This is a genomic window from Peptoniphilus sp. HCN-40583 (assembly GCF_037892835.1).
Lineage (GTDB): Bacteria > Bacillota > Clostridia > Tissierellales > Peptoniphilaceae > Aedoeadaptatus > Aedoeadaptatus rachelemmaiella.
Window position 1 is genome coordinate 38,283 of the sequence record NZ_JBBKBU010000010.1, and the last position, 23,699, is coordinate 61,981.

Here is a 23,699-nt window from a genome sequence, read left to right on the forward strand (position 1 = left end):
GGCGTAAAGTGCTTGGCTCCTTCGCCGCTTTTGCCGCCGAATAATTGAATCCCATCTTTTCATTCTTTCTCTTCATGATGAAAAACAAACCGCATTCCTTACTTGATTAATCTGCAAATTTACTTTCCATTGAATTCGCCACTCTGACCAAGAACAACATGACGGGAACCTCCACCAGAACGCCGACCACCGTCGCCAAGGTCGCCCCCGACGATAAACCAAACAGGGAAATCGCCACGGCGACGGCTAGTTCAAAGAAATTCGAAGCACCGATCATGGCGCAGGGCGCCGCAATACTGTAAGGCAATTTCGCAAGATGTGCCATGGCAAAGGTTATGGCAAAGATAAATAAGGTTTGAATGATAAGGGGGACGGCGATGCGTAGGATGTTCATCGGTTGCTCCGCAATGTGATGCCCTTGAAACGAGAAAATAATCACTAAAGTGAGCAATAAGCCGACCATCGTATACTTATCAAATCGAGGAATAAATTCTTTTTCTAAGTACGCTTCGCTTTTTCTCGTCAGAATATACCGCCTTGTGGCGATGCTTGCCACCAGGGGCACGACGATGAATAGGACAACCGATAAAAACAATGTTTCCCACGGAATGGTGATATTGCTCATATTCAGCAGAAAACTTACAATCGGTATATATGCAATGAGAAGGATCAGATCATTGGACGCCACTTGAACCAAGGTGTACGCACTGTCCCCATTTGTCAACTTACTCCATACAAAGACCATGGCGGTGCAGGGGGCCGCACCCAATAACACGGTACCCGCCAGGTATTCGGCGGCTAAATCGGGGCGCAGGAATTTTTCGTAGACACCAAAAAAGAACGCATGAGAAATCAAATACATGGATAGCGGCTTAATGACCCAGTTGGCTATCCAGGTGATAAACAAGCCTTTCGGGTTCTCTTTAATTCCCTTGATGCCGGCAAAATTAATTTTTAGCATCATGGGATAAATCATGATCCACAATAAGATCGTCGTGGGAATGGATACATTGTAAAACTCGAATCGAGCCAAGGTGTTTGGAATGATCGGTAGAAATTTCCCGATGAAAATTCCAATCACCATGCATATTAAAACCCAAAATGTAAGATTTCGCTCGAAAAAGCTTATCTCTTTTTCTTCCGTCATATTATTCCCCCTCCTCTTCGGCCCTTTTAATCAATTCAATCACTTTTTCCTCGATCCTGCGGATCACGTTTATGAATGCTTCATCGCCTTTTCCCGTGGGATCTTCCAGGCCCCAATCCTCACTTTTGTAGGAAAAGGGCAAAACCGGGCATACGACATTGCATCCCATGGTAATCACTTCATCCACCGGCGGAATTGCTTGAATCAATTTGGGTTTTTGCGTTTTTTCCATGTCGATACCATGCATCTCCATCATCAACCGTCGGGCATCCGGATTAATCTCCTCTTTTATTTCAGTGCCGGCTGAATACACCTCCAGCACATCGCTCCCTAATTTCTTAGCCAAGGCTTCAGCGATTTGGCTTCTGCAGGAATTATGCACGCAGACAAATGCAACTTTCTTTTTCATAAATCACCGTTTCATCTTATTTACAGATACAATCTGTTTTTGCCGTGGTAATCGTCGCGAGAAATGCTTTTAATTCAGATATTCTGGATTGATTCAAGGTGTATTTCATCCAGGGGCCGTCCTTTCGTCCGTCCACAAGCCCACTTTTCGTCAATAAATTCATATGGTAACTTAATGTGGACTGCGAAATACTTAATTTTTCTAAAATATCGCAGGCGCACAGTTCGCCGCAGGAAAGCATGTCGATTATTTTTAAGCGCGTTTCTTCGGAAATGGTTTTTAACATGAGGACGTAATCCCCGTAAGAATCCTTCATTTTATTTTTCCCCCTTGCTGCAGAAAGTAAGATCGATATTCATCGATGTCCCCGGCATTTTATCAAGTACATCGATGGTTGTCAATGTGTTTCGGCCTGCGCGCTCCATAAAAATCGTTTATTCCATGAAAAAAGTTAGGGTATCTCACCTAACTTTTTTCATCCATTTGCAAAAATTTACATAAGCGCGTCCGGCGTCGATTCGAACACACCGGAAACGAATGATCGTATCTTTCGACGCAGTGCGGGCTACTCTATGCTTCTTCTATTGCACCTACGGGACAGCTGTTCTTTGCTTCCGTTGCCGCCGCTTCCGATTCCGGAGGTACGTCTGTTTCAATGGCCCTGGCCATGCCTTCATCGGTCATCGAAAAACTTCCGGGTAAATCCCTGCGCAAAGTCCGCATCCGATGCATTGATCATTTACTCGATACTTCATAAATTTTCATCTCCCTTTCTTTTTATTCCAAGGTAAGAAGAAGCGCCATCTTAAATTTCTTCGTGGCTTTTACCGAGTGGAGGCCGCCCTTGGCAAAGTGAAAATTTTCGCCGGCGTGAATCACATGCTCTTGCCCCTCGTATCCGATCACGGCCTCGCCGTCCAAGGCGAAGACAATTGCCTCGCCGGGAGCGGCGTGCTCCGAAAGGCTCGTGCCTTCATCAAAGGCCATAACCACAAGCTTCATTTTGTCATTGTGGACCACGTCCATGTTGACGATTTTGCCTTCTGCATAAGGAACAAGGTCTTCCAGCCTAAAAACTTCTCCTGCTTTAACTAATTCGTTCATCGTGCTCTCCTTTCCTACGGACACTTCCGTATACACACTGCCTTCTGTCGTTTGCATGCCCACGGGGACATCCGTCGGTGTTAAGATGCTTTCCCCGGCACGCACTACTTGCGAAAAGCCGTCTTTTCCGTAAACCGCCACGCTGCCTTCTGCCACGATCAATAGTTTATGGTAGGGATAAATTTCTGCGCTGATATCCGTATGCTTCGCAAGGGAAAAAAAGATGATCCCCTTATCGCCGCCGAAGGCTTTTGAGACGGTGCATCCCGGAATCGGCGGATTCTCCTTTCCGATGGAAAAGACTTCGCCGACTGTTTTCTTTTCGTTGCCCTTCATGTCCTTCATCTTTTTCCTCCTCTCTCGCTTTTCTACTTGTATTATAGTAAAATCGTGACAACAGGTACGTTGTTATGACAACACTTCGGAGGTTTTTATGAACACTTTTTTTCTGTCGAAGACGCCGCTTTTTCTGGGCATTAGAGAAGACGAAATTGCAGAGCTTCTTCTCTGTCTCGGCGCCTATGAGCGGAAATTTCAAAAAGGCGACGTCATCTTTCGAGCCGGATCGCCTGTCACCGATATGGGGCTTGTGGTACACGGCAGCGTCAATATCGTCGTGAACCTTTATTGGGGTAACAGCATTATTTTCGGGCATGTAGGTAAGGGGGAGGTCTTTGCGGAAAACTACGCGGCCATTCCCGGAAAAGAGCTCCTGTGCGATGTGGTCGCCTGCGAAACTACCACTATCATCTTTCTGAAAATGCAGAGTATAATGACGACCTGCCGGAAGGGATGCGCCTACCATAACCGCATCATTCAGAATATGCTTCGCATTTCCGCTCAAAAAAATCTGAACATGTCTTCCCGCATGATGCATACGGCTTCAAAATCTCTAAGGGAAAGGCTCTTGTCTTATTTCTCCGAGCAAGCCTTGGAACACGGAAGCGCACACTTCACCATTCCCTTTAACCGGCAACAGCTTGCCGATTACCTCGCCGTCAACCGCAGTGCCATGTCCAATGAACTTTCGAAAATGCAGGCGGAAGGGCTTATTGCCTACCGCAAAAATGAATTCCTGTTGAAGGAGGTCGCACATGATGAATGAGTTTCGATGCAAGCGCATTTATGAGCCGGCGGCGGACACCGATGGTTTCCGCGTGCTCGTAGACAGGCTCTGGCCGCGGGGCATAAGAAAGGAAAATGCCGGAATCAATTTATGGGCAAAGGAAATTGCTCCATCAAAGGAGCTTCGAAAATGGTTTTCTCATGATCCTGCAAAATACGATGCGTTTGAGGCGCTTTACAGACAGGAATTGAATAGAAACCCGGCGTCACAAGAATTCAAAAATTTGTGCATGCAAAAAGCACAGGACCAACAGGTAACTCTGCTGTACGGTGCAAAAGACGAGAAGTACAATCATGCCGTTGTCTTGAAAGAATGGTTGGAGGAAAGGATCGATCCGTAAGATAAACGGTTGATCCCATGCAAGGAAAGCGGAAGTCACAGCGCACAGAACTCTGCATACCTTGTGGCATCATTTGTTTGCTCGACGATCGCCTAAAACACATGGTCCGGACACCTTCACGAGATATGTGATGATAATGCGGAATGTACAACATGTCAAAAAAAATCTCTGTCCATGATAGGGACAGAGATTCTTTTTTGTTGCGTAAAATCAGGCTTTGTCCCCGAGAAAATGGTCTTTTGCAAACATCATGTCCTGAACCAATTCCATGGTGCCGAGGTAGTTGCCGGCCCTGTCCCGCACGGCCATGTATCGAACCAGCATGGTACGCCCTTCTTTTTCCATCCATACTTCCACAGAATCGCGACGTCCGTGTCTGAAATCATCGATGATCTGACGAACCATGGGCTCGATTTTCGGCGGATGACACGAGAACACCTCGCGGTTCAGCGCCATGAGGGGCCGCTTGAATACCTTCGGCCCTTCGTCGAAGAAGCGATTGATATTGTCTGCATCGACAAAGGTGATCTCCATGGGGATCGTGTTTAAAAGGGCTGTCAGCTCCTCAATCTTCAGGCGACCGCCCGGCATGACGATCTCCCCTTCCCGAACGGCCGCCGCCGCTTGCGCCATAGTTTCGGCCTCTTCCCACGTCTTTTGTTCCACGCCGAAGCAGCCAGCATAATCTTTGGCATCCCGATAAATGCCGTACCATTCCTCTTGCGTAAAATTAACCGCACAGATGGGAAAGAGAATGTTCTGTTCCTTATAAATCATCTCCTCCGCACGGGTAAGTGCGGCATCCAGGCGGGCGTTCCATGCGTCGTCATGTTCTTTTTCCTTGACCAGGGAAGCGAGGGCGTCGCGAATTTCATCGTCGACCGTCCACATGACATCGGAAGGACCGGAGATTTCGTAATGAACCTTGAGCAGCGGGTAGAGCAGATCGCCTTTCTTGGCGTAATGAATCGAAAGCTCGCGAATTTTTGGAAGGAGCGATTCATCTCTGTGCTCTTTAAATTCAGCGAGCAGCGCCGACAAGGCGTCGTTTTCTTTCTTGAAGGTGTACAGAGGATGCCCCGTGATGGCTTCCAGGGCCGCCGTCTTCGCCTTCTTTTCTTGCTTAACCGCCTGCGCCTTTTTTCTTATGGCCGATGCCTCCACTTCCCTTTCGGCATTGGCGATTTTTTCTTCCGTGGTGGAACCGTGGAACAAAGCCGAGTGCACGTCACACAAGCGCTGCACCTCGCTGAGGGGCGTGCCTTCTTTCAAAAGCGCCTGCTCCGCCTCCATAATCTCGGATGCTTCCACTTCCCCGAACGCGCGAACGAAATCCGCCCGCACATCTTCCAAGGCTTCTCCGTCGCCGAGCCTTTTCAGATACGCCTTCAATTGTTCCCTGCGGTCCGCAGAAGGATGGCTTGTTTTCTCTTCCTGCCCCTGCGTCGTCGTAACCGAAGCCATATCCGGCATATCGCCCACGGGCTCAAAGCCATGGCGCATCAGCGTGGTCACCACATCGATCATGGAGATGTTCTTCATCTTTGCGCCCTTCGGGATGGTCATCATTTTGCCCACGGAATACAGCATGGCTTTTTTTGTAATTTCAGTAAACCCGAGTCCCGCCATAATATCGACCAGTTCCGGGTATTCCTGTGTCAGTTCGAAGACCGTTTTATTTAAATCAAGTTTCTTTGTCATGTCCATAACTCCTTTCATTTCTCTTTTTCTTAATCATAAACGCAAACAGATCCAAAGTATGTTGTTTCAGCAACGTTTTTGGTGATCTGGGGTTGATTTTTCGTCCAATTTCGGAAACAGTGCACGAAATCTTTCCACGCCTTTCTATCTTCCACATAAAATATGGCTTCTACGGCTATTAAAATCCCAAAAGCCATTGCTGCTACAATTTTTTAGCCTTAACTCAATTTTTCAAGACGATTGACCATCTTACAATGATTCAAGTTGCTCGCCCTGATTCCGTTTCACGTAGATCACGGAAGTATCTGTATTTCTTTCTTTTGCTCATCAATTAAAAAGATGATACTTGGGTCCCATTCATCCGTTGAAGTGCTTCGCTCTTTCATCCTCTATAAATCTTAAAGCAGACCGGCGACAGTATCGCCGTGTCGAGTTTCGTCCTTTCTCACGCTTTCAATCACGGGAAATTTTTCCACAACCGGCGCGTAGTTTTCGGCGGCAGCGTATTCTCCCTTTGCGATAAGCGGGTAGAGCCTCTTTTTTCCGATTATCTTATAAAGAATGGGCATGAGGATGGCCAAGGTTTTCTTTGGCTTTAAATTTTCGTTTGTAAGTCCGTGAAACACGGCCGCGTGGTGACCTTCTTCTGCAGCCAGCTTTCGAAAGGTGTCTGCGTCCTTTGTATCTTTCACTACCTCTGCAAGGGCTTGATACATAAGGACCGCATCCAATTCTCCTTGCTGGGATTTTAATAATATGTTCCTATCGTTGTCGCTTCTGGTCATTTCATTTTCCTTTCAATCACATGGATTTGTACCTACTCTAAAAGATACCCTCTTCCTTCATTATTAATATCAAATATCGAAACGTGAATAAGGTCCGATGCTACTCTATATCCATCGCTCCTTCGGCATAGAAAAAGGCCTTTAAGATTTAAAACCTTAAAGACCCTTTGTCTTCACGCTTCATTTACTATTGATTTTATTTTCTTTGTTTCTCAATTTTACCGATTGCAGGCAGGAATCTAATTTTAATATCTCGAAAAATTCATCGATGTCGTAATTTTTATGAAAAGTTAACGTGGCTTCAATGATTGTTTCGTCCTCGATGCCCGCGTCAATGATATCGAGTTTTCTCACTTCCACGCCCTTCTCGGAAGTGTAATTCAAAAAGCGGCCCCAGTCGAAATTCGCACTGTTAAATACCATAATATAAGACACTGTCGTTCGCTCATTGAGCGCATCGCTGAATCCCATGAGTGAGATTAAGGTCACCAGACAAACGACGGTCGCTATAATCGCGCCTTCATAATAGCCGATTCCCACGGCGAGTCCGATGGCGGCAGATAGCCACAAGGTGGCGGCGGTGGTGAGGCCCGATATCCCATCCTTTGTTTGAAGGATGGTGCCGGCACCTAAAAAGCCGATGCCGCTGACCACTTGGGCGGGAATCCTTAAGGCATCCCAGCCTCCGCTGCCGGATACTTTGCCCACGCCGTCGATACCTATGAGCATAATTAAACAGGCACCGACACTGACGATAATATGGGTTCGGAAGCCGGCGGCTTTGTGTTTCGTTTCCCTCTCGATGCCGATAATCGCCCCTAAAAAGGCCGCCAGAATGATTCTGCTTGCCACTAATAATACATTCATTCCCTGTCTCCTTCTATCCCGCCTCGTACCGGTTTAAGTCATTTATTTCGCAAAAGCCAATCCTCGTTGGAGATGCGCCGAATTTCAATATGTATTAAGATTACCACGGTAATAATTATACATCAAGACGGGGCCCTTCAGCCAAAGAACAAATTACACCAAAGGCAGGTGGCGGTCAACGTCTGCGATGCCGCATCCTCCTTGGATTGTCCTGCGCCTTTTGCGTGCATGGGAGGTTTCCTGAGATTTGGCGTAAGAAAAGCACCTACCTTCGTAGATGCTTTCAAAAAATTTACGCTTTTTTAAGACTTCAACAATTCAATGATTTCATCTTGCGCTTCTCTGCCTTCTCTGAAAAACCGCACCAAGGGATAGCAGTGGCACATGCCTTTGCCCACAGTGATTTCGTATGGGACATGGTATTTTTCCATTGCTTTTTTAAATTCGTCCGCATAGGCGTAGAGGCATTCATTTTCTCCGTAATAAAAGTATGTTTTCGGGAAGTCGGTAAAATCGCCCACCGTTTCGTCTAACATATATTCCGGGATATCTTTATCTCCCTTTAAGATCTCTCTCGCCGTTTTAAAATAGGTAGGCTCAATCATAATGTCTTTATGGTTCAGTTCATTGACCCTTTCCCATATTTCTTTATTTTCATCGAGGTTGACATCGGGAACACCGCCGGGAGATACGGAAATAATTTTTCCGGGCATGGGAAGGGGCTTGCCCAAGGCATTATTGTGTAAAAACAGCCCGAGAGACAGACCGGCTCCTGACGAAAATCCTAAGACGCCAATGTTTTCCGCCTTATAGGTTTCCGTCATTCGCCGATAGGTTTCAAAGCAAACGTCGTAGGTCTTATCCACCTTTACATCTTCCGAGCAGAGGGGATAGAACAAAAACCATACGTCTTTACCTGTTTTTTCCATGATTCGTTCCGCCAAAGAAAAATCCATTTTGTCCGGCTGCGTAATCATGCCGCCGCCGAAGAGATAAAGAACCGCCCCGTCGGCGGGCATTTGATCTTTTTGGTATGAAAGTAGCCTGTATCCCATGACCTCTCTTTCGAAAAGAAAATAGTTTCTCCTCTCGGCCCGCTTCATTGCCCTGTCCAAATCAAAGACTGCTTTTGCATTCTGTTTCTTTGCGTAGGCGAGTATGTCTTCTTTGTTTTTAATAAATATTTTTTTGACACCGAGAAGTCTTACGATCGTCGATGCCATCTTGTAAGTTAAACTCATTTTTCCCTCCTTGAAAGCAGCCTTCCATCCGGTTTCCCCCATGCTTTCGGTTTATTCTTTATCCCCTGTAATAAAATAATCGCAACAATCCGCTCCATTTGCTATGGTGTCTTTTCTGTGGAGTACGCCGTGTTGAAGACTGATCATCACATCATCCAGCTCGCAAAACAGGGGCATTAATTCAGCGACCCCGAGCTTCTCGGTGTAGGCACAAATCGGGCAACGAGTGATTCTGTAGTAGCAGGCGCCCTCATAGGGTTCGCCCACAAAATCCACTTTGAACGACGTGGGGTAGCGCTTTTCTTTTTCCGGCGTGTACCATTTGTAATACTTGAGGATGTTTTTCTTATTGGCCGCCTTCCCCCATTTCGTATTGAGGTCGACGAGAGAAAAATATGGCCGGACAAAGTAAAGGGATCGACGCATCATCTCCTGCACGATTTCAGGCGGAATCTTTTTCTCGCTTGCTAAGTAGGGGGCGACAAAAACGAGGGCAAATATCTCATTGTAGGCCATGGGATTATCCTCGCCGATATCGTCCATATTTTCTACAAGTTCCCGATAAACTTTTTTGCTCTTTCTGATAATTTCTGACGCATATGCTTTATCATACTTTTCTATAAGAACTTTCTTCATCGGACCCTTAAATAATAAGAAATAAATACCTTTATATTTCATCTCGCATACCCCATCCGTTTTTTATGCTGATTTGTATGTATTTTATTATTTTCTCCCGATAAGAAGCCTCGAGCCGGAAAGTCCCAGCAACATAGCTTCTTTGTGACCCATAAAAAGACCCTTTGTCGTATCGATGAATTGCACATCTTCATAGCCGTCTTTTTCCAGCTTTTCGATAAATTTATTCATATCTCCATATCTTGGCTTATCCATCAAATCGTGAATAACAAAAACGCCCCCTTTTTTAAGTACACGCAATGTTTCCAGTAAAAGTTTTTGTTTATTTTTCCCAAAAATATTGTGATAGACATAGTTGCTTGTCACTGCATCAAAACTTTCATCTTCAAAGGGAAGCTTCACTGCATTGCCATTTTCAAAGCGCACATTTCCTACTCCCTCAGCCCCGGCATTGTCCCGGCAAAGCTTCTCTGAAAATTCACTCTTGTATCCCCCGCTCCATATGTCACAGCCTACCATTATCGCCCCCGGGTTTTTCTTGGCACAGGCTATGGTAAGGGCTCCACTGCCGCAGCCCACATCTAAGCCCACGCCACCGTCCGGGATCTTTACATAGTCGGCAGTCCCTTCGACGATGACTTTCGCGAGCTTTCTTTTACCCTTGTAATCAAAGGTTCTGTATAAGATGGCAAGCCAGGCAGTTATTAATAGGAGTATTAAACATCCTATCCCTAAGATAAGGCCGCAAATGATCCTCGGCCTTCCTTGAAGAATTGCACCACTCGCACCAAATAAGATGAATAAGATAAGGCAAACCAGACTTTCGCCGATCTTCGCCTTCAATAATCTTTTAGGAACCCAGTTTTTGTAGTCGGGTTTTAGTTTCTTGTCCTCAGAAAAATGTGATTGTTTCATAAAATTCCCCTTTATCTCCTATTAATCATTTTAATTCCCGGCTTTATAGCTTATAAATTCATAGTCATGCAGTGTATCAATAAAGATAGGTAGTAAATAAAATAAATAAAGTTGAACCAACCTCCGCGAATAATCATATGGAGCCCCTTTGGCAATCTCCCGGCAATTGGAGTAAAAATCATTAGAAATATCGGTGTAAAGAAGGCTTGCCACCTTGGAAATACGGTGAATCCAAATAAAATGATCCATGCTAATGCTATGTTTGCTAAAGCCATCACTCCAAAAACAATTTTTGCTTGGAGTTTTAAAAATTTTAAAAATTCATCAAAGGCGCCTTTGTCTTCGTGCCTTGATAAAAGACCGAGGTAGGCACATTGAATGTGATAAGCGCCTCCCAGTATCATGCCGAAGCAATTGATTAAAAACACAAACCAACCGATGCTTAAATACTTCTCTTGCATGGCCAAAACAATATGATAAAAGCCGATGCAATAGATAAAGGCAGTTATGGGACCTAAAAGACCGCCAATGTACAATCTTTTTATGCCGACCTTTTTCATTATGCCGGCAATGCTGCTCATGGTGTCCTTGCCGTCGTAATCATTGGAATCGTAATATAAAGTCATATCTCCCAAAAACATAAGGAATGAACCTAAAAGACCGATCAAGATACTCTTGTATAATGTCACAGTGATGCACCTCCTCTGTTTAGATGATACTATCTATCAGCCTAATTATACCACTCGTTTCGATAGGATTTTTGCTTTTTATTCATTCTTCGTCCTGTATTTTTATTAATTTGTTATAATAAAATTACATAATTAAGGAGGTTCTCATGGACAAAATTTTGATCGGCAAGGGGAATGCGGAAAATTATATTCTTTTAAATAAAATGAATCGCCACGGACTGATCAGCGGCGCGACCGGTACCGGCAAAACCGTCACCCTAAAGGTGCTCGCAGAAGGTCTCTCCGATGCCGGGGTTCCGACCATTCTTGCGGATGTAAAGGGCGATCTAGCGAATCTGTCAATGGCCGGTGAGATGAATGATCAATTAAATTCACGCCTTGAAGAACTGGGGATTTCTGATTTTGATTTTAAAAATTATCCTGTAAACATGTGGGATATCTACGGCGAAAAAGGAATTCCTCTTCGGGTGACTGTTTCAGAGATGGGTCCCCTTATGCTCGCAAATATTTTGGAGCTCAACGATACGCAGACCGGGGTTTTAACTATTATTTTCAAAGTTGCCGACAACGAGGGGCTGTTGTTAATCGATTTAAAGGATCTTAAACAGGTGATCAATTTCGTCGGTGAAAATAGGGACGAGATCAGTAAGACCTACGGCAATGTGGCCGCTCAAAGTCTCTCTGCCATTTCCAGAAAACTTTTGTTTATCGAAGATGGTGGCGGCGATCTCCTCTTCGGGGAGCCTGCCATCGATATCAACGACCTGATCAAAACAGATACAAGCGGCAAGGGTGTGGTAAATATTTTAAATGCCACGAAGTTGATTGCAAATCCCCTTCTCTACTCCATGCTTCTTCTCTACTTGCTTTCGGAAATCTATGAAAATTTCCCGGAGGTTGGCGATTTGGAGAAACCGAAGCTTGTGTTCTTCTTTGACGAGGCCCATTTGCTCTTTAACAACACGCCGAAAATTTTACAGGACAAGATTATCCAAGTCGTTCGCCTCGTGCGCAGCAAAGGGGTGGGCGTATTCTTCATCACGCAAAATCCCCTCGACGTGCCGGAATCCGTGTCGTCACAACTTTCCAACCGAATCGTCCATCAGCTGAGGGCTTATTCTCCAAAGGAGCTAAAGGCGATAAACGCCGTGGCAGACACATTCAGACAGGACGAATCCATGGATATAAAAGAAGAAATCATCGGTCTCAGGACCGGAGAAGCAATGGTTTCATTTGCCAATGAAAGCGGCGCGCCGACGGTGGCAGACAAGGCACTGATCCTCCCGCCCCACTCCTCCTTCGTGACACTTACCGATGAGGCCTATGGCTCTTTGATCGAGTCTTCGCCCCTTTATGCAAAGTATAGGGAAGCAATCGACAGAGAATCCGCCTACGAAGTTCTCTTAGAACGAATCGAAAGAGAAAAATCGGAAGCTGAACAAGAAAAATTAGAAGCCGAAAGACAGAAAGAACTTGAAGCTCAAAGAAAAGAATCGGAAAGAGCACAAAAATCCCGCCGCAGCCAAAAGACTGCCATCGATAAGGGCATCGACTCCATGCTCGGCACCATTTCGCGATCCATCGGCCGCGAAATCGCACGCGGCCTCCTCGGTTCCATGAAAAAAAGAAGATAAGATAAAAGACCGGAATTCTAGAGTGACCCCAAGGGCGGGATCTGGGCTTTTTATTCCAAGACTACGGGATCTTCCCCCACTTGAGTGTCCGGGGAAACTTGGAAATTTTAAACCCGCCGCAAGAGGCGGTCGCCAAACTCCTGCGCCAATTCGGACTTCAATCCATTGAAAACCAACGGGCCGGTCAAATCTCCGGCGGTCAAAAACAGCGGCTCGCCCTGGCGCGGATCATGACCCGCAGAAACCGGGCCCTCCTTCTCGACGAACCTTTCTCCGCCCTGGACTATGCCTTGAAAGAGCAAATAAAATTTGAGCTCATGACGGAGCTCAATCATCTAAAACTGCCCTATATTATGGTGTCCCATTCCAATGTGGAGCTCTATGAATTTACAGACGAACTTATCGTACTGGACCGAGGGCGAATGATCTTAGAAGGGCCGACGGAAGCCATTTTCCACCGGCCTGAAAAATTAAAAGTCGCCAAGCTTCTCGGCGTGGAAAACCTCATTCCGGCCGACTCAAATTTAGGACAAAAAATTCCCCTAAGAGGGGATTACTTCGGAATCTATGAACGAGACATCAAGCTTGGTCCGGGGCAAATCCAATGGGAAGTGGAAATTAAAGAGCGCATCAAAAACCCCTTCAGCTTCGACTACCTAACAGTATGCGGCCTCCGGTTTAAATCGGCTAAGGAGCTCATGTCGGGGGATCGGGTCCTGATTCATGTGGAAAAAGACAAGATTCATCCCTTAACGGATGATTAAATCAAGTATGGAGCGGCACAAAGGCTGCTCTTTTTTAATGCCATAGGTGAAGATGGACATTCAGCCCACTTACAGGGCAGAGGCCCACCCTGATTAAAAAAGTGTGCCGTTCTTTGTTCGTATAAATTTTATTTTAAAGCTTTTTCAATTAAAACCAAGTTGACACCTTCCAGTCCGTTATAGGTGCAGGGAATAAAGTCGATTTCTTCATAGCCCAGCGATTTGTAGAGTCTTCTGGCCGCCTTATTTTTTTCATTGGTGTCCATGCGCAGATAGTTGCAATGATTTTTTAAAGCATACTCTTCATAAAATTTCATAAAAGCCCTGCCATAGCCTTTGCCCTTTTTACCGGGATCCATTGCAAGGGTGTGAAGCACCATGACTTCCGACGGATCTGCTTTGTATCTCCAATGGGCATCTTCATAAACATCCACTTGTTCCCTGTTAATACTTCCGCTGCCGATAATGACGCCATCCTCTTCAAGTACGAAAAGATCGCCTCGTTTCAGTGCGTCCTCGGCCGTTTGGCGGACGGGGTACACGCCCATTTCCCAACCGATATGTGCTTCACCCCTTTGTTCCGCCCGGTGAATTTCATTGTATATTCTCTCAACGGCATCCATGTCATTACCATTTGCTTTTCTAATGTTCATCTTTTACCCTTTCCTCTTTATAATGACTTCCACATCCGATACCGAAAAGCATGGACCCGATGATCCACGCGTACTCCGTTTGTCCGCTTTTATAGGACATGTGTATTGAAACCAGAAGTGTAATAAATGCGAGAATTGTTAATATCAGCCACAGATTCTTTTTGCCCATTTTTCCTCCTTAACTATGATTTATCGTTTTACTGCTTTATAATCTCATCAAACTTGAATCAATTCATCTGTTTATCCATGATGCCTCCCGGTTCTTTTCTTTCTTTTCGGATCCGGTCTTCGATTGCCCTTGAACTTAGTCCGAGGCTTTTCTGCCGAAAATCTTTTTTATGAATTTGCCCTTTAGTTCTTTCTCTTTTACCGGACCAAAGTCCCTCGAGTCGAAGCTGTCGCCCCTGTTGTCACCCATTAAGAACACTTCATCCTCTTTCAGGATAATGGATTTTTTACTATTAAGGACTACCCTCTCTCCCGGCATGGCGACGATTCTCTTCACAATCATCTTCTTGGAGCCCGGAAGATGGAGGAACACGATATCGCCTTTCTCGTATTCCTTTACGAGGGGAGATTTTACTACAAAATACCTGTCCCCCTCATGAAGAGTAGGTTCCATGCTGCTCCCCTTCACAGTCGGGATACCGAAGCAAAAAGAAAATAGAAGCAAAAGAATCGTTAAACTGACCATGGCGGTCATTAACTTTTTGAATTTCCTGTCGTCTGCAAGAAATTCATCACTGAAGAACATAGACCTCTCCTTCTTACTTTCTGTGGGGAACGGCGATTCCCTGATCCGGGGCTTTGTCCAGATGGATCGGGGTGGCTTGGAAGAATAATCTGTTCGATATGGGATTACTTGCATTGAAAGCGGTGTCGATGTAATAGGTTTCGTCCCCAATGACGACATAATTCCATCGGTGTTTCATGACCTTGCTGTTAATGCAACCCACTTTTAAACCCACCGCTTCACCTAAAATCAAAAACAGCTGGGCGAAGGCGGTGCATGTGCCTTTCTTTTTAATGGCAGCGGCGGCTGATCTGAACCGGTGTTCTCGGTCATAAGCTATGTTCTCGGTGACGTAAGCATTTAGAAATTCCACCTTCTCTAAATCAGTTAATCCAATTGTTTGTGGTTTAATCGTTTCCTCCAGAGCCATTAAGTCCTTAAAATTGTATTTTTCATCGAAAAACTGCACCAGCAATTCGCATTCATAGTAGTTCGACTTTGCTTTAATATCTTCAGCCTGCACGACCAAGAGGTTGTTCAAGGTCGAACTGCCCGGGATTTCATATTGCTTGTCGATTCCGTCCCGCTCACTGTTTTGTTCTAAAAAGTTCTTCAGCTCTTCATTTATCTTAATGGTTATCCGCCTGTATGCTTCTTGCTCTTCAGCCTCTTCAAACACCTCTTTCGCAATTAAGCCAAGGTCCGGTGGCGTTGTTAAAATATCATTATTTCGCATCATATCTTCCACCCTTGCTGTTATTTCTTAGCTATTTTATAACTTGCCGAACCCGATAAACTTGGAGGGTTGTAGATCATTATTTAATCAAATGACTACTGATTCTATCAAATGTTTCTTCTCTTACCTTCCAAATACCTGAATATGGCTGTTCAACATAACGACTGTTTTTGTCTTTATATAAATACGCAATGCTTGGACTTGCTTCTGCATTTTTATAATGAAATTTAACGATAATATAATCCTTTATATTTGTGGGTTGATCATTAACACTTTCCTTACCGGTATCATTGGTGTTTTCCTTAATCTCTTCAATTATGCCGGATATTTCCTCTTGATCCTCAATTTTCAAACTCTCTTCTGAAGTGTTTTTCATAATTTCAATTTCTTTTATTTCTTCGGCTTTTGGTAGAACTATTTTTTTATTACTGCTATGACTACCACATGCAGTTAATGTCAAAATAGTGATTAAAACGAATGCTATTCCAACGTGTTTTTTTATGGTTTTCATCTCCCTTTTCGATTTATTATAATGATTCATCAGTACAGCTCCACATTTTTTAATCTGTGCAATATAAGGCGTTGAAAGCTTTGAAGTTATATTGTCTCAAATACACTCCTTGATTTGCGCATAAGCAGCTTCACTTTCGGTGCTAATCCAGTCAAGCTCATCTGGCTTAATTTCAACATCTATATGCTTATCATATAAGTTTGGACAATAAGGCGATGGCTCGAGTGGTCAGCATGAATAAAATTTCATATTTCTGAAAAGCCTCGTATGTGGGAATATATCCATAACGAATAAGTTAAGTTATTCATTAGAAGTCTAAACTTTCCCTGTTTAACAAAAAGTCAAATAAATTCATCGTCAGTATCCCGTGCTCGTCTAAAAACGGTTTGACCCGGTCGTTTACAATGATGATTTTTTTAAATGAATCGTCGATCGTCAACAAGGATGCTTTTTCTTGATTTATTTTTTCTACAGAGGGAAGGCGATATGCCGATTGAATGTAATATCTCTTGCTTCCCAGATTGGCGATAAAATCAACTTCCAGCTGTTTTTTTATATCTTTATTATTCTCATCCTTTTCCCTTTTCACCACCATGCCCACATCCACCATATACCCTCGATACCTCAGCTCGTTATAAATAATATTCTCCATAAGATGGGTCGGTTCGATCTGTCTAAAATTTAATCTTGCATTCCGAAGCCCCACATCTTCAAAATATAATTTATAAGGCGTTCCAATGTACTTTCTTCCCTTAACATCATACCTGTACACCCTTTTCAACATGAAGGAGTCTTCAAAATAGCCGATAAATTTATCGATGGTATTGGCGGAAATTTTTGATTTCTTAATCGACGAAAAGGTGGACGCCAGTTTTGTCGGATTGGTCAGCGTTGCAGTGCCCGATGCCAAAATATTGAGTAAATCTTCCAGCTCGGCCGTTAAGCGAATGTCGTACCTGTGAACAATGTCTCGCAAATAGACATTTTCCAATTGCCCCTTGAGGTAATTCATCTTGTCTTCTTCCGTCTTCATCAAAACTTGCGCCGGCAAGCCGCCGTAGACTTGATAGTCCGCAAAGGCATCTTCTTTATCGCCGTCGTAGGCCTGAAGAAATTCGGAAAAGACCAGGGGCATGACATGGATTTCGTCGCCTCTTCCGGCAAATTCGGTGATGACATCTTTCGATAAAAACTTTGAGTTGCTTCCCGTGACATAGACATCGAAATTATCTTGACGTAAAAAGCCGTTTAATACTTGTTCAAAGGACGCCAACAATTGCACTTCGTCCAAGAGGATATAAAACTTCTCACCGCCCTTTGTTTTGCTCATAATATAGTCTAAAAACTTTTTAGGATCGACCAACCTTTCCCCGCTCAGCACGTCCAGATCCATGAGATCCTCGCCGATTTTCAACAGATCTCTCCCTGAGTCAAAGGCAAATTTAATAATATGGTTTTTATCGACGCCGCTTTCAAGTAAGTGATTGTAAAACAGCTGATTGAGTAAGTAGGATTTCCCGCTCCTCCTGATTCCTGTGATGATTTTAATCAATCCATTATCCTTTTTCCGTATTAATTTCTCTAAATAATAATCCCGCTTGATCTCCATAAGCCTATCTCCCTTTCTATTTAAAATTATTTCCATAGCGGACCTTAATCTAAGTATAGAAGATGCCCCTGCTAAATTCAATCCTATTTCGAAATAATTCCACAACGGAACTATTTTGAAATTCACTTCCGCAAATGGGACGAAGCATTTCAAATACTCGCTTTTCTGTTCTTTCCTTCCGGCACTTCCGTTTTCTGTAATCAATCTCCCTCTCGTTATTTCCTTTCAACACTTTTCTCTTTATTCAAAACTGCCGACATAAAAAAGACTTTCGGGATGATACCTTAACCCTGAAAGCCTTATAAGCTATTTATTTAATTTTCAGAAGACGAGAATCACCTCAGTCGTCGAATCTTGCCAATCGAATCACCCTTGCGGGCGCTTCTCTTGAAGATTCTTGGCATGATCAAGACCTAACATGATGAGAAAACGCGAATCAATGTAGGTCAGCAGCATGGCTTGATTGGTCAGCATGGATAAAATTTCATATTTTTTAAAAACCTCGTATGTGAGAACAGGTCAATCGATAAACATCTTGTTATTAATTGTATCATTCGGCAGGATAGAGAAAACAGCCCACAAAAGGGCTGTTTGAATTATTGTCTTCTTGTTCTCGTCCCATTTCTTATATTAGATGTCCTACAAACATGGCCATAGGAAGTATCAAGATTAAAAGTAGATTTAATACTATAAACAACTTATCCTTTTCCTTTACCCCAACGATTAAACCGATTAGTCCAACAATCGGACAGACAAACATGGATGTGAGCCCCGTTGGCCTTAGATTTGTATAGCTTTGAAGTATGTCTACCGGAAGTAGGTAAGAAATCACAAATAGTACAAGTCCAAGTAAAAATAGCTTCTTGCTTAAATTCGCTTTCATAAAGCCTCCTCCATTATTCTAAGCTCCTAATTCTGTCTACAAGACTTTTTCTAGCAGTGCTTTCTATACAAATTGCAAAAACTATTCTAGCAACATTTTCCTTACATAGCCATATTCCATTGAAAACCGAAAATATTATTGTACCCATACCAAATACTAACCGTATATTACTAGCTCTTCACAAACCCCAGTCTGTTATTTAAGAATAATCACACAGACTCCGATGACAGTTAGGCTAATTCCGATAATCAATTCGACCAATCCCACCCTCTTGGCATCTAATTCTGTTTTTCTACCTGCTTTAGAAGCTTCTTCAAATCCGTTGATTAGATTATACTTCTTTCGAAAATAAATCGCATATCCAAATGTGGTAAATGCAACACCGACCGCCATTAGTATAATTTTTACTATCAACATTTCATTAAACAACTCCATCCTATTTTCGGCTTATTTTAACTTGCAACGCTCGCTTAGCATGGCTTTGTTGAATCTCATTATTTAATCAACTTACCACTGATCTCATCAAATGTTTCTTCTCTTAATTTCCAAATACCTGAATATGGTTGTTCAACATAACGACTGTTTTTGTCTTTATATAAATACGCAATGCTTGGACTTGCTTTTGCATTTTTATAATGAAATTTAACGATTATATAATCCTTTATATTTGTGGGTTGATCATTAACACTTTCCTTACCGGTATCATTGGTGTTTTCCCTAATCTCTTCAATTATGCCGGATATTTCCTCTTGATCCTCAATTTTCAAACTCTCTTCTGAAGTGTTTTTCATAATTTCAATTTCTTTTACTTCTTCGGCTTTTGGTAGACTTATTTTTTTATTACTGCCACCACATGCAGTTAATGACAAAATAGCGATTAAAACCAATGCTAGTCCAAGGTATTTTTTCATCGTTTCCATCTCCTCTCTCAATCTTTAGATTTTTATCCCATCACGTTTGAACAAAAGCGCAATGGCCAAAGAAAAATTAGTAAACCGATTTGATTTACTGTTCTTATGGTATCTCTTATCAAATTATTAAATTGTTTATGCAACTCTAAATCTATCTTCCTAAAAAGCCAACAAACAAAGCTTGAATTGTAGCTATAATTGGTACAAGAAAAAATGGAACTAATAAAAAATGTTCTCGAATTGCCAAATGTTTCATCCAATTATTAAACTCATAATCTTTGTGTCCCTCTGTTCCCGGAATAACTATCTTTTCTTTATATTTTCCTTGAAATAAGAGACAATCCAATAACAAAAAATCTCCTATATTTAATATACTCCACTGAATGTATCCCATGCAAAATATATTCCAAAAGCCAACGATTCCTGAATGTAAAATGCTTATTGTTGAATAAATAAAACAAACTCCCACAATAATGATAGTAAGTGTCATGTTTATCTTTTTCTCTTGCTTTGTCATTTGTTTCGGAGCTATTTTTTGGATAGCCTTTGGATAAGAATCCAAAAAGAATCTTGGATTAATAAGTACCAAAGAAGCCACTGCACCGTTAAAAATAGCTGCTATAGCAATTCCGGCAAGAATTGCCTGTATTAAATCCATAAAATCATCTCCCTTTTGCTTTTAAATTCATATTACTTTGTAAATAATAATTTAATATTACTTTTTATGAGCAATCATCACACCAATCGGTGCAAGACCTCCATATACCAATTTCATTTCAACTACTGAAAACCCATATTCATGGATAAAATCTTCAAATTTCTTTTTATCCCATTCTTGATACATCTTAAATCCTAAAATAGACATCAAACTTTTTATCATTTTTCTTTGCTTTCCCTCTTTCCATAGAAAAGTAGGGGCAAACAAAATCCCATTAGGTTTTAATACCCTATATATTTCTTTCATTGCTTCATCCGGTTTAGGCATAATATGAAGTGCATTAGCAATTAACACACAATCAAATTTTTCATCCGAATAGGATAATGCTGTTGCATCGGCTGTTTCAAATGTAAGATTTTCGCATTCCCCACGCTTTTTAGCTTCCTGAATCATTTGCTCGGAGAAGTCTGTACCGATCCAACTTTTAGTATGCTTTGAAAGACTAAACGATAATTGTCCTGAGCCGCAAGCGAGTTCAAGCACCTCCATGTCTTTATTCAAATGAGGACGAATGTATTCGCATACTTTATCATATGCTCCTTTGTCTTTTTTCATGAAAGGAGCATATAGCTTAGCAAATTTATCCCAAAATTTTTTATTGCTTTTATCAATCATTTTAACGCTCCTTTAAATATAAAAAGGATCCTATCATTCTTTATATTGAGCCTATTTTCTAATTGATACCTCGCAAGAGAGGAATAATAGCTGTTCCTATACCAAGTAGGAATGTCATAAATGCAGAAAGTCATAGGCTGTCATTCTTTTCTATTCAATCATTTTGAAGTGTCTCAAGGCATCCATGATGGCTTCTTCTTTTTCAGGTGTACACTGTGGAATAATTTGTTTCTCCTTTTTAGACTTGTTGTAATGTTCTCGTAATTCTATTCCACATTTCCTTTTTATCTGTGCAATATATAATGTCGGAACTTTTAATTCAAATTTATTCCAAACATATTCTTTGATTTGAGCATATGTGTCATTACTTTCAGCACTGGTCAAATCAAGCTCATCCAGCTCAATTTCAATATTTATATGCTTATCGACATCGAGTTTGGACAATAGAGTTACCGTCTCCACTCAGTTTATCCAAATAATAGTCACGCTTTATTATCATGCATTTATGTCCTTCCTATTTAGATATATTTCCGTTTTGGAACTCAAACTAATTTTAGTATACAATTTATTCTTGTTAAGTTCAAATCTATTTATAATTAAGTCCAGATCGTAAATATTTTTAAGTATACTTTTAATGTATTAAGCAAAATTTTACGTATAATTCAAGTGTTTGTCTATTTTTAATTCAGGTGTTTGGTCGTTTATTTTTCTGTATCTAGGATACAATATTTATGGCATGAGCTCTTATCATACGTGATGGGGCTAATTTTTCGCAATCAAAAAACCCGACTTACTCTATTTTAAGAGTAGTGTCGGGTTCTGTTAATCTAATTATATATACTTTGAAGGCTTGTCAATTTCGTATTTCAAACTCAAGTCCAGATTTAAATACTACTTTTAATTTCCGATTTCAAACTTTTATGAATACTAATAGCAAAAGGAATTGTTATTATAGTTGTTATCAAATCTGAAACTGTTTGTGCATATATAACACCATTTAGTCCCATAAATTTAGGCAACAATAAAATGATAGGGATAAAAATTATTCCCTGTCTTAATGAATTTAGAAATACTCCCCCTAACGCCTTTCCCATAGACAAATATAAGGTAGAGTAGGTAAACTGAAATCCAAATGTTATAAACATAATGACACCCGCTCTTAATGCCGGCACTGCTATATTTAATACATTTTCATCAGTTCCAAATATAGATAATATGCTTGGTGCAAACACATATATTATTAGCGTCCAAACTATGCAAAATACACTTGTCCATTTAATACTTGCCTTGATAGCCTCTCTTACTCTTTCATAATTCTTAGCTCCATAATTAAATCCGGCTAATGGTTGTAGTCCTTTCATATATCCGAATACAACATTTGTTCCTAATGTTACAATCCTAAGAACAATGCCCATTGCAGCTATTGCTTCTTCTCCATAAAAGGATGCTGCATAGGATATTTTGCTTAAAGATATAGTTTGTAGAATCTGGAGAATTAACATGGAAATTCCTATATTCAATACCTCTTTATAAATTGTAAGTGTAGGTTTGAAGTTAGATAATTTTATCTCAATTAAGTTTTTATCTCCTATAAAGTAAATTAGATACATTAGACTTGTTATCACTCTGGCTATTAGTGTCGCAATAGCTGCACCTCTAACTCCTAAATTAAGTCCAAATATGAATATCGGATCCAAAACCATATTTGATATAGAACCTGAAAGCATAGCTTTTAATGAAATTTTAGCAGCTCCTTGTGCAACAGCTAAATTCCCAAGTGTTACATTTATCGTTCCCAAAATACCGCCTACTATGAATATTCCTGTATATGACTTGGAAATTTCAATAATAGAGGGTATGGCTCCCATAAATTTCAAAACGCCCTCTAAGTAGCAAAACAATGCAATAGCTGTAATTATCCCTAAAATTGCACTTGATATAAGAGCAACTGTTGCTACAATACTTGCTTCTTTTTTATTATTTCCTCCAAGTAGCCTTGATATATAAGAGCCTGCTCCCGCACCAAATGTTAATCCTATCCCTAAAAAGATAAGTTGAATTGGAAACGCAACTGAAACGGCAGCTACTGCCTCTTTCCCAAGACTGGACACAAAATAGGTATCCACAACATTGTATAAAGCAGCTACCAATAAACTGATAACCATAGGAATACCTAGCTTAAAAAGTGCTTTATCAATATCTTCTTCCTTTAAAATTTTTATTCTATTTTCATTCATTTAATCATCATCCTTTTCTCAATTTATAACTTCCAGTATTTATGCAACAAAAAAAGGCATAAATACAAAATAGTGTCTGCCTTTTGCTTAATAATTTATAAAACAAAAGGCTACAGACAAAACATTGCCTATAGCCCTTTACATTTTAATTACATATCGAGAAATGTGTACAAAAACAAAGCCAACTACATGACCTAATTTCTTGTATTTCCCGATGAAATCTTAAATGCAATCTATTTGCTATACTCTGTACAATGTTTCATCGGTTTCATTTGTACAGAGTTAAGTTTGTTCTTAGGATGATTCTTAAAATGATTATTCACTACACTTTCCCTTCAAATTTATATATTTTTATTTTACCATATAAATCAAAATTTATCAAACTCAGCTTGTTCGGCTACTTTGCTCGCTAATTGCAAGTCTAAATGAAACATTCTCGCTACAATATTTTTCTCCTAAATTGCAATATCAAATTGAACTAATTTATCTAATTCATCTATCCATTCTAATTTATTTAACTCTTCCGCAAATGCTTCTAAAGGAGTTCTATAATCTAGGATTTTTCTTAACAAAGTATTCATCCATTCTATGATTTTTATATAATGTCGGCTATCATAGTCGTTTAGAGATTTTCCTTTGGGCAAGAACCGTCGAATCAGTCCAATATATTTTTCGTTGCTTCCTTTGTCCTCTCTCAAAATCATTTAGATGTTTATTATTTCTGTTTTTTAAAAC

General features: G+C 41.4%; 28 protein-coding genes and 1 pseudogene. 4 read left to right on the top strand and 25 right to left on the bottom strand.

Translation table 11 applies throughout. The features are described from left to right. Positions 1–106: 106 nt before the first annotated feature. The 5 genes from arsB to WKT05_RS04545 all read right to left on the bottom strand — a co-directional run bounded on the left by arsB (position 107) and on the right by WKT05_RS04545 (position 3,005). Positions 107–1,147: an ACR3 family arsenite efflux transporter gene (arsB, locus tag WKT05_RS04520; RefSeq protein WP_340413085.1), complete on the bottom strand. Its 1,041-nt coding sequence runs from the start codon at positions 1,145–1,147 to the stop codon at positions 107–109. 1 nt (position 1,148) lies between these two features. Next, on the bottom strand, positions 1,149–1,556 hold the full coding sequence (locus WKT05_RS04525) for an arsenate reductase ArsC (protein ID WP_340413086.1): 408 nt from the start codon (positions 1,554–1,556) through the stop codon (positions 1,149–1,151). A 16-nt stretch (positions 1,557–1,572) separates the two neighbouring features. Continuing rightward, entirely contained in the window at positions 1,573–1,872 is a 300-nt protein-coding gene (locus WKT05_RS04530) for an ArsR/SmtB family transcription factor (RefSeq protein WP_340413087.1), read from the bottom strand. Positions 1,873–2,126: 254 nt separating this feature from the next. After that, on the bottom strand, positions 2,127–2,288 hold the full coding sequence (locus WKT05_RS04535) for a ferredoxin (protein ID WP_445323179.1): 162 nt from the start codon (positions 2,286–2,288) through the stop codon (positions 2,127–2,129). Between the two features lie 45 nt (positions 2,289–2,333). Next, complete coding sequence (locus WKT05_RS04545; RefSeq protein WP_340413090.1) at positions 2,334–3,005, bottom strand: cupin domain-containing protein; 672 nt, start codon at positions 3,003–3,005, stop codon at positions 2,334–2,336. Positions 3,006–3,093: 88 nt separating this feature from the next. On the opposite strand from WKT05_RS04545, the gene WKT05_RS04550 reads away from it, so the two are divergent. Continuing rightward, positions 3,094–3,765 carry a Crp/Fnr family transcriptional regulator gene (locus WKT05_RS04550; protein WP_340413091.1) on the top strand — a complete coding sequence of 224 codons (672 nt, stop codon included), beginning with the start codon at positions 3,094–3,096 and terminating at the stop codon, positions 3,763–3,765. Then, positions 3,755–4,126, top strand: coding sequence for a DUF488 domain-containing protein (locus WKT05_RS04555; RefSeq protein WP_340413092.1), 372 nt, complete (start codon positions 3,755–3,757; stop codon positions 4,124–4,126). The genes WKT05_RS04550 and WKT05_RS04555 overlap by 11 nt, the downstream gene beginning before the upstream one ends. 210 nt (positions 4,127–4,336) lie before the next feature. Here the strand turns inward: WKT05_RS04555 and WKT05_RS04560 are convergent, their stop codons facing one another. The 7 genes from WKT05_RS04560 to WKT05_RS04590 form a co-directional block, all read right to left on the bottom strand. After that, entirely contained in the window at positions 4,337–5,827 is a 1,491-nt protein-coding gene (locus tag WKT05_RS04560) for a DUF438 domain-containing protein (protein ID WP_340413093.1), read from the bottom strand. Positions 5,828–6,225: 398 nt separating this feature from the next. Further along, positions 6,226–6,612 (bottom strand): ferritin family protein, encoded by a 387-nt coding sequence (locus WKT05_RS04565; protein ID WP_340413095.1) that lies wholly within the window; start codon positions 6,610–6,612, stop codon positions 6,226–6,228. Between the two features lie 180 nt (positions 6,613–6,792). After that, on the bottom strand, positions 6,793–7,479 hold the full coding sequence (locus WKT05_RS04570) for an MgtC/SapB family protein (protein ID WP_340413096.1): 687 nt from the start codon (positions 7,477–7,479) through the stop codon (positions 6,793–6,795). Between the two features lie 302 nt (positions 7,480–7,781). Next, on the bottom strand, positions 7,782–8,720 hold the full coding sequence (locus tag WKT05_RS04575) for an alpha/beta hydrolase (RefSeq protein ID WP_340413097.1): 939 nt from the start codon (positions 8,718–8,720) through the stop codon (positions 7,782–7,784). Between the two features lie 51 nt (positions 8,721–8,771). Further along, positions 8,772–9,398 carry an L-2-amino-thiazoline-4-carboxylic acid hydrolase gene (locus tag WKT05_RS04580; RefSeq protein ID WP_340413098.1) on the bottom strand — a complete coding sequence of 209 codons (627 nt, stop codon included), beginning with the start codon at positions 9,396–9,398 and terminating at the stop codon, positions 8,772–8,774. A 45-nt stretch (positions 9,399–9,443) separates the two neighbouring features. Continuing rightward, on the bottom strand, positions 9,444–10,271 hold the full coding sequence (locus tag WKT05_RS04585) for a class I SAM-dependent methyltransferase (RefSeq protein ID WP_340413099.1): 828 nt from the start codon (positions 10,269–10,271) through the stop codon (positions 9,444–9,446). A gap of 50 nt (positions 10,272–10,321) precedes the next feature. After that, entirely contained in the window at positions 10,322–10,960 is a 639-nt protein-coding gene (locus WKT05_RS04590; protein ID WP_340413100.1) for a DUF6796 family protein, read from the bottom strand. A 146-nt stretch (positions 10,961–11,106) separates the two neighbouring features. Between WKT05_RS04590 and WKT05_RS04595 the strand changes: the two genes are divergently transcribed. Both WKT05_RS04595 and WKT05_RS04600 read left to right on the top strand, forming a co-directional pair. Then, positions 11,107–12,594 carry a helicase HerA-like domain-containing protein gene (locus WKT05_RS04595; RefSeq protein WP_340413101.1) on the top strand — a complete coding sequence of 496 codons (1,488 nt, stop codon included), beginning with the start codon at positions 11,107–11,109 and terminating at the stop codon, positions 12,592–12,594. A gap of 41 nt (positions 12,595–12,635) precedes the next feature. Next, entirely contained in the window at positions 12,636–13,358 is a 723-nt protein-coding gene (locus WKT05_RS04600) for an ATP-binding cassette domain-containing protein (RefSeq protein ID WP_340413118.1), read from the top strand. 128 nt (positions 13,359–13,486) lie between these two features. On the opposite strand, the gene WKT05_RS04605 is transcribed toward WKT05_RS04600, so the two are convergent. From WKT05_RS04605 to WKT05_RS04665, 13 genes and pseudogenes are all read right to left on the bottom strand, one after another. After that, on the bottom strand, positions 13,487–14,011 hold the full coding sequence (locus tag WKT05_RS04605) for a GNAT family N-acetyltransferase (RefSeq protein ID WP_340413102.1): 525 nt from the start codon (positions 14,009–14,011) through the stop codon (positions 13,487–13,489). Then, complete coding sequence (locus WKT05_RS04610; protein WP_340413103.1) at positions 14,001–14,180, bottom strand: hypothetical protein; 180 nt, start codon at positions 14,178–14,180, stop codon at positions 14,001–14,003. The genes WKT05_RS04605 and WKT05_RS04610 overlap by 11 nt, the downstream gene beginning before the upstream one ends. A gap of 135 nt (positions 14,181–14,315) precedes the next feature. Next, positions 14,316–14,765: a signal peptidase I gene (gene lepB, locus WKT05_RS04615; RefSeq protein WP_340413104.1), complete on the bottom strand. Its 450-nt coding sequence runs from the start codon at positions 14,763–14,765 to the stop codon at positions 14,316–14,318. Between the two features lie 13 nt (positions 14,766–14,778). After that, positions 14,779–15,483, bottom strand: coding sequence for a transglutaminase-like domain-containing protein (locus tag WKT05_RS04620; RefSeq protein WP_340413105.1), 705 nt, complete (start codon positions 15,481–15,483; stop codon positions 14,779–14,781). A 76-nt stretch (positions 15,484–15,559) separates the two neighbouring features. Then, a complete protein-coding gene (locus WKT05_RS04625; RefSeq protein WP_340413106.1) occupies positions 15,560–16,021 on the bottom strand; it encodes a DUF5301 domain-containing protein in 462 nt (153 codons plus the stop codon). A 277-nt stretch (positions 16,022–16,298) separates the two neighbouring features. Further along, positions 16,299–17,600 carry an ATP-binding protein gene (locus WKT05_RS04630; protein ID WP_340413107.1) on the bottom strand — a complete coding sequence of 434 codons (1,302 nt, stop codon included), beginning with the start codon at positions 17,598–17,600 and terminating at the stop codon, positions 16,299–16,301. Between the two features lie 625 nt (positions 17,601–18,225). Further along, on the bottom strand, positions 18,226–18,483 hold the full coding sequence (locus WKT05_RS04635; protein ID WP_340413108.1) for a hypothetical protein: 258 nt from the start codon (positions 18,481–18,483) through the stop codon (positions 18,226–18,228). A 195-nt stretch (positions 18,484–18,678) separates the two neighbouring features. Continuing rightward, positions 18,679–18,912, bottom strand: coding sequence for a DUF3784 domain-containing protein (locus tag WKT05_RS04640; RefSeq protein ID WP_340413109.1), 234 nt, complete (start codon positions 18,910–18,912; stop codon positions 18,679–18,681). A gap of 65 nt (positions 18,913–18,977) precedes the next feature. Continuing rightward, the gene (locus WKT05_RS04645) at positions 18,978–19,394 is read right to left on the bottom strand and encodes a DUF5301 domain-containing protein (protein WP_340413110.1); all 417 of its coding nucleotides are present in this window, start codon (positions 19,392–19,394) and stop codon (positions 18,978–18,980) included. A 151-nt stretch (positions 19,395–19,545) separates the two neighbouring features. Continuing rightward, the gene (locus WKT05_RS04650; RefSeq protein ID WP_340413111.1) at positions 19,546–20,052 is read right to left on the bottom strand and encodes a hypothetical protein; all 507 of its coding nucleotides are present in this window, start codon (positions 20,050–20,052) and stop codon (positions 19,546–19,548) included. Positions 20,053–20,109: 57 nt separating this feature from the next. Continuing rightward, entirely contained in the window at positions 20,110–20,727 is a 618-nt protein-coding gene (locus WKT05_RS04655) for a class I SAM-dependent methyltransferase (protein WP_340413113.1), read from the bottom strand. Positions 20,728–20,877: 150 nt separating this feature from the next. Continuing rightward, a pseudogene (locus WKT05_RS04660) lies at positions 20,878–21,189 on the bottom strand (23S rRNA (uracil(1939)-C(5))-methyltransferase RlmD); the annotation flags it as partial. Between the two features lie 422 nt (positions 21,190–21,611). Further along, positions 21,612–22,964, bottom strand: a complete 1,353-nt coding sequence (locus tag WKT05_RS04665; RefSeq protein ID WP_340413115.1) for an MATE family efflux transporter — start codon at positions 22,962–22,964, stop codon at positions 21,612–21,614. Positions 22,965–23,699 lie beyond the last annotated feature (735 nt).